Source organism: Paenibacillus sp. BIC5C1 (assembly GCF_032399705.1).
Classification (GTDB): Bacteria; Bacillota; Bacilli; order Paenibacillales; family Paenibacillaceae; genus Paenibacillus; species Paenibacillus taichungensis_A.
In genome coordinates this window covers 4,529,736-4,544,130 of sequence record NZ_CP135922.1, presented here as the reverse complement: position 1 = coordinate 4,544,130, position 14,395 = coordinate 4,529,736, and the positions used below count along the sequence as shown (strand labels likewise).

At 47.7% G+C, this 14,395-nt stretch carries 9 protein-coding genes; all 9 read left to right on the top strand.

Annotated elements, in window-relative coordinates; translation table 11 throughout:
• The first annotated feature begins 30 nt into the window (after nt 1-30).
• The 9 genes from RS891_RS20105 to RS891_RS20065 all read left to right on the top strand — a co-directional run bounded on the left by RS891_RS20105 (nt 31) and on the right by RS891_RS20065 (nt 14,359).
• Nucleotides 31-714, top strand: coding sequence for a GerMN domain-containing protein (locus tag RS891_RS20105; protein WP_113051995.1), 684 nt, complete (start codon nt 31-33; stop codon nt 712-714).
• 72 nt (nt 715-786) lie between these two features.
• Nucleotides 787-3,525, top strand: coding sequence for an S-layer homology domain-containing protein (locus RS891_RS20100; protein ID WP_113051996.1), 2,739 nt, complete (start codon nt 787-789; stop codon nt 3,523-3,525).
• A 163-nt stretch (nt 3,526-3,688) separates the two neighbouring features.
• Nucleotides 3,689-4,384, top strand: a complete 696-nt coding sequence (gene nth / locus RS891_RS20095; RefSeq protein WP_113051997.1) for an endonuclease III — start codon at nt 3,689-3,691, stop codon at nt 4,382-4,384.
• 23 nt (nt 4,385-4,407) lie between these two features.
• The gene (locus RS891_RS20090; RefSeq protein ID WP_024630585.1) at nt 4,408-4,680 is read left to right on the top strand and encodes a hypothetical protein; all 273 of its coding nucleotides are present in this window, start codon (nt 4,408-4,410) and stop codon (nt 4,678-4,680) included.
• A 294-nt stretch (nt 4,681-4,974) separates the two neighbouring features.
• Nucleotides 4,975-8,646, top strand: a complete 3,672-nt coding sequence (locus RS891_RS20085; RefSeq protein ID WP_315793006.1) for a dynamin family protein — start codon at nt 4,975-4,977, stop codon at nt 8,644-8,646.
• A 321-nt stretch (nt 8,647-8,967) separates the two neighbouring features.
• On the top strand, nt 8,968-10,740 hold the full coding sequence (locus RS891_RS20080) for an ABC transporter ATP-binding protein (protein WP_113051999.1): 1,773 nt from the start codon (nt 8,968-8,970) through the stop codon (nt 10,738-10,740).
• Complete coding sequence (locus RS891_RS20075; protein ID WP_315793005.1) at nt 10,737-12,587, top strand: ABC transporter ATP-binding protein; 1,851 nt, start codon at nt 10,737-10,739, stop codon at nt 12,585-12,587. The genes RS891_RS20080 and RS891_RS20075 overlap by 4 nt, the downstream gene beginning before the upstream one ends.
• Before the next feature lie 136 nt (nt 12,588-12,723).
• Complete coding sequence (gene purT / locus RS891_RS20070) at nt 12,724-13,911, top strand: formate-dependent phosphoribosylglycinamide formyltransferase (RefSeq protein ID WP_113052001.1); 1,188 nt, start codon at nt 12,724-12,726, stop codon at nt 13,909-13,911.
• Nucleotides 13,901-14,359, top strand: a complete 459-nt coding sequence (locus RS891_RS20065) for a GNAT family N-acetyltransferase (RefSeq protein ID WP_062328403.1) — start codon at nt 13,901-13,903, stop codon at nt 14,357-14,359. Before purT ends, RS891_RS20065 begins: the two co-directional genes overlap by 11 nt.
• Nucleotides 14,360-14,395: the final 36 nt, after the last annotated feature.

The following is a 14,395-nucleotide window of genomic DNA, read 5'->3' as shown; positions in this document are numbered from 1 at the left end:
CAACCCTTATGATCAGGAGGCGGAGTTAGAATGAACAAAAAATTATGGATTGCAGCGCTGCTGGTAACGGTTATGACAGTTGCTGCTGGATGTGGAAGCAAGCCAACAGCTGCTCCAGCTCCAAATCAGACTCAAGGTGCGGGAACAGAGAATAATGCGCCTGAGGATCAGAATGAGACGGATATTACTGAACCTGTAACTGTGGATCCGGAGGATACAACGACAACGACACCGGGTAACACAGAAGGCAGTACGGAGGGTACAACGACTCCATCGGGTGGAACTACTACAGAGAAGCCTGGAACTTCCGAAACTAATGAGAAGAAGACCATTGATGTGTACTACACAGATCTGGAAGAGTTGGAATTGCACAAAGCATCGGCAGTTATTTCTTATTCTTCTGATGAAGCCAAGTACAAGGCTGCATTTGCAGCGCTGCAACAAAGCAAAGACGACAATCTTGTTCCGCTTTGGGCTAAAGAAATTGAATTGAAATCTGTTCAGTTCAAAGACGGTGCGCTTACCCTGGATATTCACATGCCGGATACAGCACGTCTTGGTGCAGGTGGCGAAGTGTTTGCCATTGATGCTTTGAAGCAAACGTTCTTCCAGTTTGATGAAATCAAATCACTTGATTTGCTGGTAGATGGCCAGCAATCCGAGAGTTTGATGGGCCATGTGGATCTTGAGCATCCAATGACACGATCCGAATAGGTTGTACAGCATGTTGTTTTACCGTGAATCTGCGGAATATCGGCCGTTTTACATGAGAGAGGGGAATCACAGGTGACTTTTAAATATAACAATCCATCACACTCTAAAAAAGTAGTTTCAGCCGTGCTTGCAGGCATGATGGCCCTTAGCGCCGGCGGAGCTGCCATGGCAGCAGAATCAACAGATACGGGGCAAGGCCAGACTGCAACTGTAAACAATACAGCTGCACCAACCGGTTTGTTCAGTGATATCAAGGTCGGATATTGGGCTGAGAAACATGTGTACAAACTGGCCTATCAAGGCATTCTTCTCGGTAACAACGGCTTGTTCCGTCCGGGAGACGCGGTAACGCAGCAGGAAGCTGTGACAATGGCGATCCGTTTTATGAACAAGGAGGACCAGTTGAACGACAGCACGGCTACGGCATTACCGACAAATATGGAAGTGGGAAACTATTTCAAGCCTTATGTCGCTTTGGCGCTTCAACTGGGACTGATTGATAAAACCGAAGAATCTACAGTGGATGTGTCCAAAACATCCTGGGGGCAGAAACAGGCATCACGTGAATGGATTACAAAATTGTTGATCCGTTCGTTGAACAAGGATGCTGAAGCGAAGGCCCAAAACAACCAATCTACCGGATTTGCTGATAATGATAGCATTTCCGAAAGTGGCAAAGGGTACATCAATCTGGCTGTAAGTTTGGATCTGGCCAAAGGTGTAGAAGGCAACAAATTTAATCCAACCGGTTCTGTGACTCGTGCCCAACTCGCTACATTCTTTAGCCGCGGCGAAACCTTAACGGATACGAAGTATGCGAACACATTCACGGGTTATGTAACTGGATTAAAAGATGGGCAGATCACACTGGTTGTGGACGGAAAAGCTGTTAACTTCGCAGTGAACAGCAGTACTCCTTACTTTACAAAAGACAGTGAATCTCGTGCATCGTCTGCGGATGTGAAGCTGTATACAAAAGTTCAGATTGTAGGTACTACGGGTACAGCTTCCTATGTAGAAGTGGTTGATGCTACGCCGCAGGTAGAAAGCGTTGAAGGTACATTTGCTCGTTCATTATCAGGTAATAAAATTGGCTTGTTTGTAGGCGAGAATTATGAAACATATGGCTATGATGAGGCAACAGCATTTATCGATCAAAATGGAAATGCAATCAAACTGTCTGATATTACAGCAGATAGCACCATTGAAGTACAACGTGAGACGTTCTCGGCTGATAAAAAGACAGTTGTTATTCGTGTGAAGTCCGGTATTGTAAACAAAAGTGATAGTGGTGTCGTTGCTGAAGTAACGACTTCTGCCAAAACGATTAAGCTTACCAATGCAGCCGGAACTACAGAGCAATACACGTATAACGATAATCTGATCATTCGATATCAAGATCGAATCCTTTCCTTGGCTGAGCTCAAAGCGGGAAGTGCAGTGAAGTACACGGTGAAAGACAGCATCCTGCAAACGATCGAATTGTCGCAAGGTGTAGAGCAGTCTTTACGTGGTACACTGGTGGAGATCGGTGGTAACCAATCCACACTGACGTTTAAACGTGAAGGTGGATCGCTGGAAGCGAAGCTGCTTGCAGAAAAGCCGGAAGTAGTTATTAACGGAATCCAGGATGCTACGCTGAATGATCTGATTACTGACGCAACTAATGGAGATCAGGTTGAACTTACGCTAAACTCTGAAGACCGTGTGACGCGCATTCAAGTGATCGGACGTCAGATGGAGCCAATGAACGGAGTTTCCGTTGTATCCTACAACAGTAAAACAAAAGTATTGACGGTTCTGGACAGCAATAAAAAACCGTTTGTGTTCACGCTTGATGACAAAACGAAGCTGGACTACAACACATCGAAACCTACACTTGCTGGATTGGAGTCTTTGTTAAATGATGGTCGCAAATTGGATCTGACGTATGTGGGAACTCGTGCGTTATCCGTTAAAGTGATCTACAAATACGAAGGCACAATCAGCAGTATTGATACTTCTGGAAGAAAAATTAGTTTGTTGTCTGGAAACCAGACGATCACGGTGCCGTACTCTACGGTTCCAACAATCGAGATTTACAACAAATCTGGAGCAGGTCTGAGTGATCTGAAGATCGGTGATAGTGTCACAGTTACGCTGGGTTCGAATCAGGACTATGTGCAGAAAGTGGCTTTGAACACCGTGGCTCAATTTGAAGTAGTTTCTGTAGAAACCAATGGACGTGTCCGTGTGAAATCGGATTCGCTGACAAGTCAGTTCTACGTTGATCAAGCGGTACTGACAGGAGAAAGCGGTCAGACCATTACGGCATCACAATTGACAGCGGGTAACCTGATCAACGTTACATTTGAGGGAACAACGCCTAAAGCGGTTCAAGTTGTTAAACGTACGCTTGCGGAGGTTACATCTGTTGATGCTTCGTCAGTTACACTGAAACTGTTCAATGGTCAAAGTGAGACGGTTCCTGTTAGTGGTTCTGTAAAAGTGGTTAAATCGGGATCTACGTTAACTACTCTTGGCAGTCTTACTGTAGGTGACCGTGTTGAGATGACGAAGGACACGGATAATTCCACCCGTTTCAGAGTGCTGACGGTCATGAGCAAACAGTTCTGGTCTTATGATGGAGTCGGTAACCAAATTTTGGTTAAACGTGAGTCCACATCTGACACAAATTATCGTTTTGCACTGGGTACAGGCGCATTTGTTCACCAGGGTGACAACACTTTAAGCGTGCAATCTCTCAAAGATAATGATAATATTGTATTGTATCTCCTGAACAACGTTGTACTGGAGATCCAAAAACAGTAATCGTTTCTTTTCGAGGATCAAAAGAATGACCGTCTTGATGCGGGATCTTTCCCGTATCAAGACGTTTTTTTTGCAAGATTTTTGGGGTCCCCGCAAAGTACTCGAAAGAAGCTTCGAAGTAAGGCTCCACTGTGTGGAGTCATTTTGTGGGAGGTAGCTCTTCATGAATGCAGCCACTGTTAGACATATACTCGATACAATGGAAGCGATGTTTCCTGATGCACATTGCGAATTAAATCACAGCAATGCGTTTGAATTGACTGTAGCCGTTCTGTTGTCTGCCCAGTGCACCGACGAAACGGTAAACAAAGTAACCGTAGACTTGTTCAAAAAGTACACCAGTCCTGCTGATTATCTGTCCGTTCCTCTCGAAGAGTTGGAACAGGATATCCGGCGTATCGGTCTGTACCGAAACAAGGCCAAGCATATTCAGAACATGTGCCGAATTTTAATAGAGCAGTATGGCGGTGATGTACCGCAGGAACATGATCAGCTTGTGACGCTCCCCGGTGTCGGGCGGAAAACTGCAAATGTTGTTGTATCCAATGCATTTGGAGTCCCGGCAATTGCGGTGGATACGCATGTTGAACGTGTATCCAAAAGGCTGGCACTGGCAGGTTGGGATGACTCCGTACTTGAAGTCGAGAAAAAATTGATGAAGCGCGTACCCCGGGATGAGTGGACTTTAACTCATCATCGGTTCATATTTTTTGGACGCTACCATTGCAAGGCACAAAACCCTCAATGCCATATCTGTCCATTGCTGGACATATGCAGAGAAGGTAAAAAGCGTATGAAAACGTCCCAAATCAGGAAAGATAAGGAACGTGCTACAACCCCAAAACGAAAAATAAATTAATGAGCAGAAGAGGATGAGTTATTATGAAATGCATTTCCGTGTACACTGACAATTTTGAGGCCTTCTCCGATATTTTTGAACAAATCGTTGAACAGGAAATGGCTGAAAACGAAGAAAAAGAAGTAGAAGGTATCACTGTAAGCCATTCTGGCGATGTGCCTGAACATTATCTCGAGCGTATGTCCACGAAACCAGAAGTGGTTGTTATGAGAGACAAAGGTCGTGACATTACGATTTTGCAGCACGGACAAGTATTTGAAATTTTGCTGCCTTCGATGGAGAACGCTGTTTCTTAAGAGATTTGATTTAATAAGCTATGCTGCTTCTATGTACAAGGTTATCCTTTTAAAGGTGATCCAATTGGGCATGGACGCAGCATGCTTCTTATGGAATACAATTGTTTCACAGATAAAACCGACAGGATCGGTTTTATTTTTTTATGTGGAGAATTACGATGTGAAATTATCTTTGTCAGTCATCTTGCATTCAGACCGTTCAATTTCAAACTTGATAATGGTAAAATAAATGAATTATAAGATAAAGACATCGGACCAGATGTCAAATTAGAGGAGCCAGGGGGAAGGCCAGTCATGTCCAGAACAGATTACCCAGTAGAGATGGCCAAACCTCTGCTTCCACTGCGAGAAGCGATGGAGCAGACAGGGGACCATACAGCTGTACAGGCTTTAACGGATTTGATCAGTAAGGCGGAAATGAAACAGTTAACGATTGCGTTTTGTGGACACTTTTCGGCAGGCAAATCGAGTCTAATTAATAGTTTATGTGGCAAGCGGGTTTTGCCTTCGAGTCCTGTACCTACAAGTGCGAATGTTGTATCCATCCGTAACGGTGAGCCGAGAGCACTTATTTATACGTCATCGAACGTAAGCGCTGACAATTCAGCGGGAGTACTTGAGGTTTCTCCGGAACAATTGGAAGAGTATTGCAAGAATGGTGGGGCTTACACCTCCATTGAAGTATGGGATGACATTCCCCTACTGAAAGATGATGCCGTATTACTTGATACGCCAGGCGTGGATTCGACCGATCAGGGGCACAGCCTAGCAACACATTCAGCACTTCATCTTGCCGATGTGGTGTTCTATGTGATGGATTATAACCATGTGCAATCGGAAAGCAACCTTTCTTTTGCCAAAAGTCTATCCGATTGGGGCAAACCGTTGTTTCTTATCGTAAACCAGATTGATAAACACCGGGAACGCGAGCTTTCGTTTGACCAATATGTTGAAGGTGTAGAAGCTATTTTTGCAGCCTGGGAAGTCCGGTATGATGGACTGCTGTTTACTTCGCTTCGGGACAAGGAGCATCGTTACAGCCAGTGGAAGCAGCTTCCTCAACTGATTGAACATATGATGAAAGAGAAGGAAGGTTTAATCAAGCATAGCCTTGCAAGCTCTGCGAGCCATGTGACCGAGCAGCATCTGACAAGACAGGCAGAGGAACGCGAAGAGGAAGAGTCAGCACTTCTGGAGGAAGTTGGGGGCAAGGAAGGTATTGAACGCTTGGAACGGGAACTGGGTCTCCTGGATCAAAAGGAAGCAGAACTTCGTTCCAAACCATCACGTGAACGGGAGAAGTTTCGGGCGGAGTTGGAGCCCCTTCTGGCAAATGCGAACCTGACACCTGCCGATATTCGTACCTCTGCGGCGGCCTATTTGGAGAGCCGTAAACCCGGTTTCCGGGTAGGCTTATTATTCTCTGGGGGTAAGACAGAGCAGGAGAAACAGCGTCGGGCTGCTGAGCTTGTGAGACTTTTGCAGGATCAAGCTTCAGGGCAAGTTGAGGTGCATATCCGTACAATGCTCAGACAGTTGGGTGAAGCCCATCAGCTGTGGGGTGCGGAGTGGGAGCAGGCGTTGAACTCGGAGCTGCCTGCGGTAGATGAAGCACTTCTGGAGATGAAACGGAGCGTCAGTGCAGAGGTATCTCCCGAGTATGTGCTTCAATTCAGCAAAGATATACGGAGCGAGATGGAGGCCCGTTACCGCAGGGCGGCCATGATGCTGGCCGACCGCTTGCTTGAAGCGCTGGGCGCGCAGGGCGAAGCCGCGCTCCAGGCGCTGGACGCCAGCCGCGCCGCGCTGCTGGCGCAATCCGCGTCGGCGGCGCGCTACACGGCGCTACAGCGCGCCGCCGACGCCGAGGCAGCAGGGCTGCGCAGCCTGCTGCCTCCGGCGGGCCCCCTCACCTCCGGGCTGTTGCCGGAGGTGCAGGGCCCGCCCGTGCCCGCGCACGAGCCGGGTGAAGCACCCGGCCCGCACACGGGCACGGCAGAGTCTGTGGCTGCGCAGCCACAGACTCCAGGGGCACCGCCGCCGCGCAAAGCGGCGGTGCCTGGGCAGCCGGCGGCTGGCGCACAGCGCCGCCTGCGCCTGGACGCAGCGGCGGCACGGCTGGAAGCCGCCGCTGTGCTGGTAGAGCCGTACCCCGCCATGGGGTCGGCGGTACGGGATCTGCGTGCACGCGCGGCTTCGCTTGCGGGCGGCACGTTTACGCTGGCGCTGTTCGGAGCGTTCAGCGCCGGCAAGTCCTCCTTCGCCAACGCGTTGCTGGGCGAAGCCGTGTTACCGGTCTCGCCGCATCCAACGACAGCGGCAATTAACCGGATCATGGCTCCGTCCGATGGCGCGGAGCATGGAACTGCCCGGGTCCGGATGAAGACTCCGGACGCCTTCCAGGAGGATCTCGCGTATTCCTTCCGTTTGCTTGGACTGAGTGAGCCTGGGGCAGACTGGCAAAAACGGGTCAAAGCCCTCTCGCCACAGGATGTGCATCCGGCGGGACGTCCGCATTACAGCTTTTTGCAGGCAGCCGCAGCAGGCTGGGAGGATACCGCAGCTCAACTCGGCCAGGATGTGCTGGTGGATCTGAACGGATATCGTAACTTTGTTGCTAATGAGAAGAAGTCTTGCTTTGTCGACAGTATTGATCTGTACTACAGTTGTGATGTCACAGAACAAGGCATTGTTCTTGTAGATACACCAGGGGCTGACTCCGTGAATGCCCGTCATACGGGCGTCACTTTCAATTATATGAAAAATGCGGATGCACTCATTTTCGTAACGTACTACAATCATGCCTTCTCTCAGGGAGACCGACAATTCCTGAATCAATTGGGACGTGTGAAAGACAGCTCGGCGATGGATCAGATGTTCTTTGTGGTTAATGCCAGTGATTTGTCTTCCTCTGAAGAGGAGTTGGAGCAAGTTCTTGACCATGTGAGTACTCAGCTGCGCAGTAATGGCATTCGGGCACCACGCCTATTTCCTGTATCCAGCATGCTGGCAATGGAAGGCAAGACGGGCAACGATGCGAATTTGCTGGAGCAATCCGGCTTCATTCAGTTCGAGCAAGAATTTAACCGGTTTGCAGGAAGTGAGCTTGCGGACCTTGCGGTTGGTGGAGCTTCTGAAGAGATCGCACGGGTAATAAAACGATTGAAGACACGTGCCGAGGATGCAACCCAGGGGGAAGAAGTTCTACAGCGACGACGGAATGAGCTGGGCTCGATCCAGGAACAGTCCCTTCAGAGGGTACATTTGCTCGCGGAACGGTCCATGAAGGCAGAACTGGCCCAGGAAACGGCTGAACTGCTGTTCCATGTGCGGCAGCGCCTGGGTTATCGTTTTGGTCTGTTCATGGCAGAAGCGTTCCATCCATCCGTTCTTCGTGAGGATCGCGGGAATCTGAAAGCAGCCTTCGCTGCCTGTGGTCGCGAACTGCTGCGCATGATTGCCATCGAACTGGAGCAGGAACTGCTTGCGACTACACTCAGACTCGAACAGGCAGGTCAGACTTGGCTGCACAAGCAAGTGACCGAATGTTTAGATGAATTGAAACGATTATCCGGAGGCATGGATCTGTCGTTACCGCTGAACGAACGCTGGAGTACACCTGCTTTGGAAGAGGTTCGTTTGGAAGAACCTTCGGGTTGGAAAGCGTATCTGAGTTATTTCCGTAATCCGAAACAGTTCTTCGAAGGAGATGGACGACAAAGGCTGCAGGAGGCACTTGATCCTGTTATTAAACAAATGGTGATTGATGTTCTGCCTGCTGCAGAGAATAAGCTGGTTCAATTCTATGACAACCAGCTTGTGCAGTCTTTGCAGTATCAATCCCGTCAATTGGAAGAGAGACTTGAGGAGGCCGTGAGTGCCCTTCATGAGACACTGACCAGTGGAATTCCTGCCGAAGAATGGGAGAGTCTGTCTGTAAAACTGGGGCAGATTGAACGTGAATAAAAGGGATTCGAATCCATGTCTGTATGTAAACGGTTGAAAAGCGAAATAAGATATACAGCGATATTTTGAAATGTTGTCGTTGTACCAAAAAAGGCCCCTGCCTCTAAAGGCATACAGGGAGCCTTTTTTGGTACGAACAACCTGAAAGGAAGAGAATATTCAAACATTTGATTGATAGGAGGGTATCTACCTTCCTTAATGACGCATTAAGGTGAAAGTAGCCTGAATATGGTCGCTTATTCGCTTTGCCGCGAATGGGGGACGGTGATAAACTTCATAAATGTTCATACTGTTTTTGAACGATATAAGAGGAGGAGAGACATGGATGTTCTCAGGCAATTGCAGATCTTTTTCTGGGAGAAGCGCACGTATTTATTTTTATCGATCTTATGCCTCGCCATAGCGACCGCGCTTGGACTGGTGTATCCGAACCTGCTAAGGATACTGATTGATGACGTCATCACTCCGCGCAATTTTGAAGACGTTCCCAAACTTGCTTTAACGGTATTAGGTGTCGTTATTCTGAAAGCGGGAATGCAATTTTTACACGGTCTTTTTGGAGGGCGTCTGGGGAACTTCCTGGCGTACCGACTTCGTAACGCTTGTTACGAAAAGCTTCAATTTTTATCCTTCCGGTATTACGACACGGCCAAAACGGGAGATTTGATGTCCCGCCTCACGGGAGATCTGGAAGCGATCCGTAACTTTATCGGATTTGGCTTCGCTCAAATTCTCAACATGGTTCTGATGGTCGTATTCGGCGCAATCATGATGATGACGATGAGTTGGAAGCTTACCTTGCTAACGCTCATATGTATTCCTCTGCTTGCCTTCGTTGCGCTGAGATTCGAATCCCGAATTCACCCTGCATTCCAAGAAATGCGGCTGGCACTCAGCTCTTTGACGACAGCAGTACAGGAGAATATTACAGGTGTGCGTACTGTAAAGTCATTTGCACGTGAACCTCACGAAGTGGAGAAGTTTTCCGTTCGTAACGAGCGTTATAAAACGAACCAGATTCATGCAGCAACATTATGGAGTCAATATTTTCCGATCATGGAGATTCTCGCTTCGGTCAGCGTAGTTCTTCTGCTCCTCATTGGTGGGAACATGGTTATTCAGAAAACGTTAACACTCGGTCAACTCGTTGCCTTTTTCAGTTTGATCTGGTACATAATCGGTCCAATGTGGAACCTTGGTTTCCATATCAATAACTATACGCAATCCAAAGCATCGGGTGAACGGGTGTTGGAACTTTTGAATACGCCGGTAGATGTACAAGAGACAGAAGATCCGGTCATTGTAGAGGCTGATCAAGTCAAAGGGCATGTGACCTTTGAATCCGTTACCTTTGCCTACGGCAATAAAATGCCGGCCGTGACCGATATCAACTTTGATGCGCCACCAGGCTCCGTCATTGGCTTCCTGGGAGGAACAGGCTCGGGTAAATCAACCATTATTCAGCTCCTGATGCGTGCATACAACGTGAACTCGGGCACCATCAAGCTGGACGGCAAAAATATCAAGGATATTGGAATCCGAAGCCTGCGGAGTCAGATTGCTTCTGTGTTCCAGGAAACGTTCCTGTTCTCTTCCAGCATTCGCAACAACATTTCTTATGGACTCAAAAATGTAACCATGGATGAAATTATCCGTGCAGCCAAACTGGCCAAAGCACATGAGTTCATCATGGAATTCCCAGAAGGATACGATACGGTCGTAGGGGAGCGGGGAATGGGCTTGTCTGGAGGACAGAAACAACGGATTGCGATTGCAAGAGCTTTGCTCAAGAATCCGAAAATTCTCGTTCTGGATGATGCAACCAGTGCAGTCGACATGGAGACCGAACATGAAATTCAATCCGGATTCCAGGAAGTCATGCGTGGAAGAACGACGTTTATCATTGCGCATCGGATCTCTTCCTTGCGTCACGCAGATGAGATTCTGGTACTGGATGAAGGACGTGTCGTTCAACGTGGCACACACAAACGTCTCATTGAAGAGCCTGGGCCTTACCGGGACGTATATGAGATTCAATACGCAGATTATATTGCCCGCGGTAAGCGGGAGGCTGGGGAGCAGGTGAATTCATGAGTGCCGAAACGGTAGCCGATAGGCGCGAGGTCAAAGAGACCTCTGACAAGAAAATGAATGAACGTTTTGTATATCAGGACGATGAAATAATTGAAAAACCGTTTAATTGGCGTGAGTTCGGACGTTTGTTCTCATACATGAAACCTTATGCAAGACAACTCTTGCCACTTATTATTCTAATGATGATTTTGGGTACCATTACAAAATTGTCCGTTCCATTTTTGATCAGTTTGGCGATTGATAAAGCGATTGCACCTGCAACGGGTTTGCCAAGCTTGACGATGCTTTATATTATTGCCGGTTCTGTACTTGTGTTGTATCTGATTCAATGGGCGGCTAATACGTACAGAATCAAATTGACGAACATTATCGGGCAAAGGGTCATTTACGATCTTCGCTCGGATCTGTTCAAACATATCCAGAAGCTGTCCTTTAACTTCTTTGACAAAAGACCTGCGGGATCCGTATTGGTGCGTGTCACCAATGATATCAACTCCCTGCAGGATCTGTTCACCAACGGTGCGGTCAATGTCATGATCGACTGTGTGCAGCTGCTCGGTATTATAGTCATTTTGCTGCTGATCAACTGGAAACTGGGCCTCGCGGTCATTATTACGGTTCCGCTCATGTTTATTATTTCAACCAAACTGCGTGTGCTGATCCGCCGTGCGTGGCAGGATGTACGGATGAAAAACTCCCGCATCAACTCCCATTTGAATGAATCCATTCAGGGGATTCGTGTGACTCAGGCGTATACGCAGGAAAAAGAAAACATGAAGTATTTTGACAACATGAATCTGTCGAGCAAAAAATCATGGGATAGAGCATCAGCCATGAACCAGGGCTTTGGTCCTCTGATTGAAATTACAGGCGGCTTCGGAACGTTAATCCTGTTCTGGTTTGGTGCTTATCTGATTCAAGAGGGGCAGCTGACAATTGGATTGCTTGTTGCCTTTGCCAACTATGTCGGCAACTTCTGGGACCCGATCAACCGTCTGGGACAGATGTACAATCAATTGCTCGTTGCCATGGCTTCCTCCGAACGGATCTTCGAGTTTATGGATGAGGAGCCGAGTATTGCAGATAAACCTGGAGCCAAGCCGCTTGCTTCTATTAAAGGAGATATTGTATTCGACAATGTCGTGTTTGAATATGAGAAGGGCAGACAGGCGCTGAAGGGAATCAGTTTCGCTGCAGGAGCCGGACAATCGATTGCCCTTGTAGGTCATACGGGTTCAGGTAAAAGTACCATTATCAATCTCATCAGCCGGTTCTATGACATATCTGGCGGACGTCTCACCATAGATGGTCAGGATGTAAGGGATGTAACGGTTGAAAGTCTGCGCAGCCAGATCAGTATTGTATTGCAGGATACGTTCATTTTCTCAGGTACCATTCGTGATAATATTCGTTTTGGACGGCTGGGTGCAACCGATGAAGAAGTGGAAGAAGCTGCGAAGGCTGTTAATGCCCATGAATTTATTATGAAGCTGCCGGGTGGATATGATACGGAAGTCGAAGAACGCGGGAATGTATTATCCATGGGACAACGGCAATTGTTATCCTTTGCCCGTGCCTTGCTGGCTGACCCTCGAATCTTGATTTTGGATGAAGCGACTGCCAGCATCGACACCGAAACAGAGCTCAAAATTCAGGAGGCTTTGAAAGTGTTGCTGCAAGGAAGAACTTCCTTTATGGTGGCCCACCGTCTCTCCACAATCCGAAATGCGGATAACATTATCGTGCTGGATCATGGTGAAATCAAGGAAGAAGGAAACCATGAGCAACTTATCCAGAAACAAGGAGTTTATAATGGATTAATAGAAGCTCAATACAGATTTTTGTAAAAATTGATCGAAAAAACACAAAAAATCTTGTAAAATTCACAAGAAAAATAGGGAGCACTCTTGCATTCTTTAACCAAAACCCCGAAAATAGAGAGATAGATATAGAAGATTTCTCTTTGGGAGGATTGGAAAGAACATGTGGGGTGCTCCATTTTCGGCTCAAGCCAAAAAAATGCTGCTATTGGGCAGCGGAGAATTGGGAAAAGAGGTCGTTATTGAGGCCCAGCGACTGGGAGTAGAAACGATCGCTGTTGATCGTTACGAAAACGCACCTGCCATGCAGGTTGCACATCGGTCTTACTGCATCGACATGTTAAATGCCGAAGCTCTGAAACAATTGATCCGAAAGGAACAACCTCATTACATCGTACCTGAGATTGAAGCAATCGCAACTGAAGCATTACTCGAGCTTGAGGAAGAAGGATTTTGTGTCGTTCCTACGGCACGTGCTGCCCGTTTAACGATGGATCGCGAAGGCATCCGCCGTCTGGCAGCCGAACAATTGAACCTTCCAACAGCGGCCTATCTTTTTGCGGACAACCTGGAGCAACTTCAGGAAGCTGTTCGTGAATTGGGCACACCATGCGTCATCAAACCACTAATGAGTTCTTCCGGTAAAGGGCAGAGTGTATGCCGTACAGCGGATGACGTAGAGGATTGCTGGAATATTGCTCTTTCGGGAGCACGTGGCAAATCCGTACGAGTCATTGTGGAAAGCTTCGTGAAGTTTGACAGCGAAATTACGCTGCTCACAGTTAGATCTGTCTCAGGGACTGTATTTTGTCCTCCGATCGGTCACATTCAAAAAGATGGGGATTATGTCGAATCGTGGCAGCCTCACGCGATGACACCGGAGCAATGGGAACAAGCTTGTCATATTGCCAAGTCTGTTACGGATGAACTCGGTGGTTATGGACTGTTCGGGGTTGAATTATTCCTGACATCAGATGGAGTCGTGTTCAGCGAGGTGTCGCCTCGTCCGCATGATACAGGTATGGTTACTATGGTAACGCAAGATAGTTCCGAGTTTGCGCTGCATGTGCGTGCAATTCTTGGTTTTCCGGTCACAGATGTACATTTACTGACACCGGGAGCTTCAGCAACGCTGAAGGCTAATGATGAAACATCTGACTTTACTGTAGGCGGGATTGAAGAAGCACTGGCGCTTCCTCGTACTCAGGTTCGTGTATTTGGTAAACCTGAGGCCAAAGTGGGACGCCGAATGGCCGTAGCATTAAGTGCCGGCCAAGATGTGGAAGAAGCTCGTAAAACAGCGGTACAAGCCGCTAATATGCTGAAAGTGGAGGTAAATCATGTCCAATAATGTTGAGGCCCCTGTACTGATGATCCGAGAGTGTGAACTGCGAGATGCTGAAGCGGTAACGGGACTGATGCGAGAGGTCAGCTATCCCACAACAGCCAATGTCATGAAAGAGCGCATTGAATGTTTGGAAAGTAATCCAAACGCATGCATGCTTGTTGCCGAAGTGGATGAACAAATTATTGGTGTGATTGGCTTGCAATGTGTGCAAAGTCATGCCTATCCGGAACCTGCCGCACAAATTACGTCCTTGATAGTAGGGCAAGAGCATCGTGGGGGCGGAATTGGTCGTCGTCTGATGGCCCGTGCCGAGGATTGGGGCAGACAGCAAGGTGGGAAACAATTGTTTGTCACCGGAGCGAACCGTGAAGTGACTTCAACAACCTATTCTTTCTACGAGCATATTGGTTTCCAGAAGAGAGGCTATCGTTTCAGTAAAGTCCTTCTATAGAAAAAGTGTTTTATTATATCGCGATCTTCACGTTTT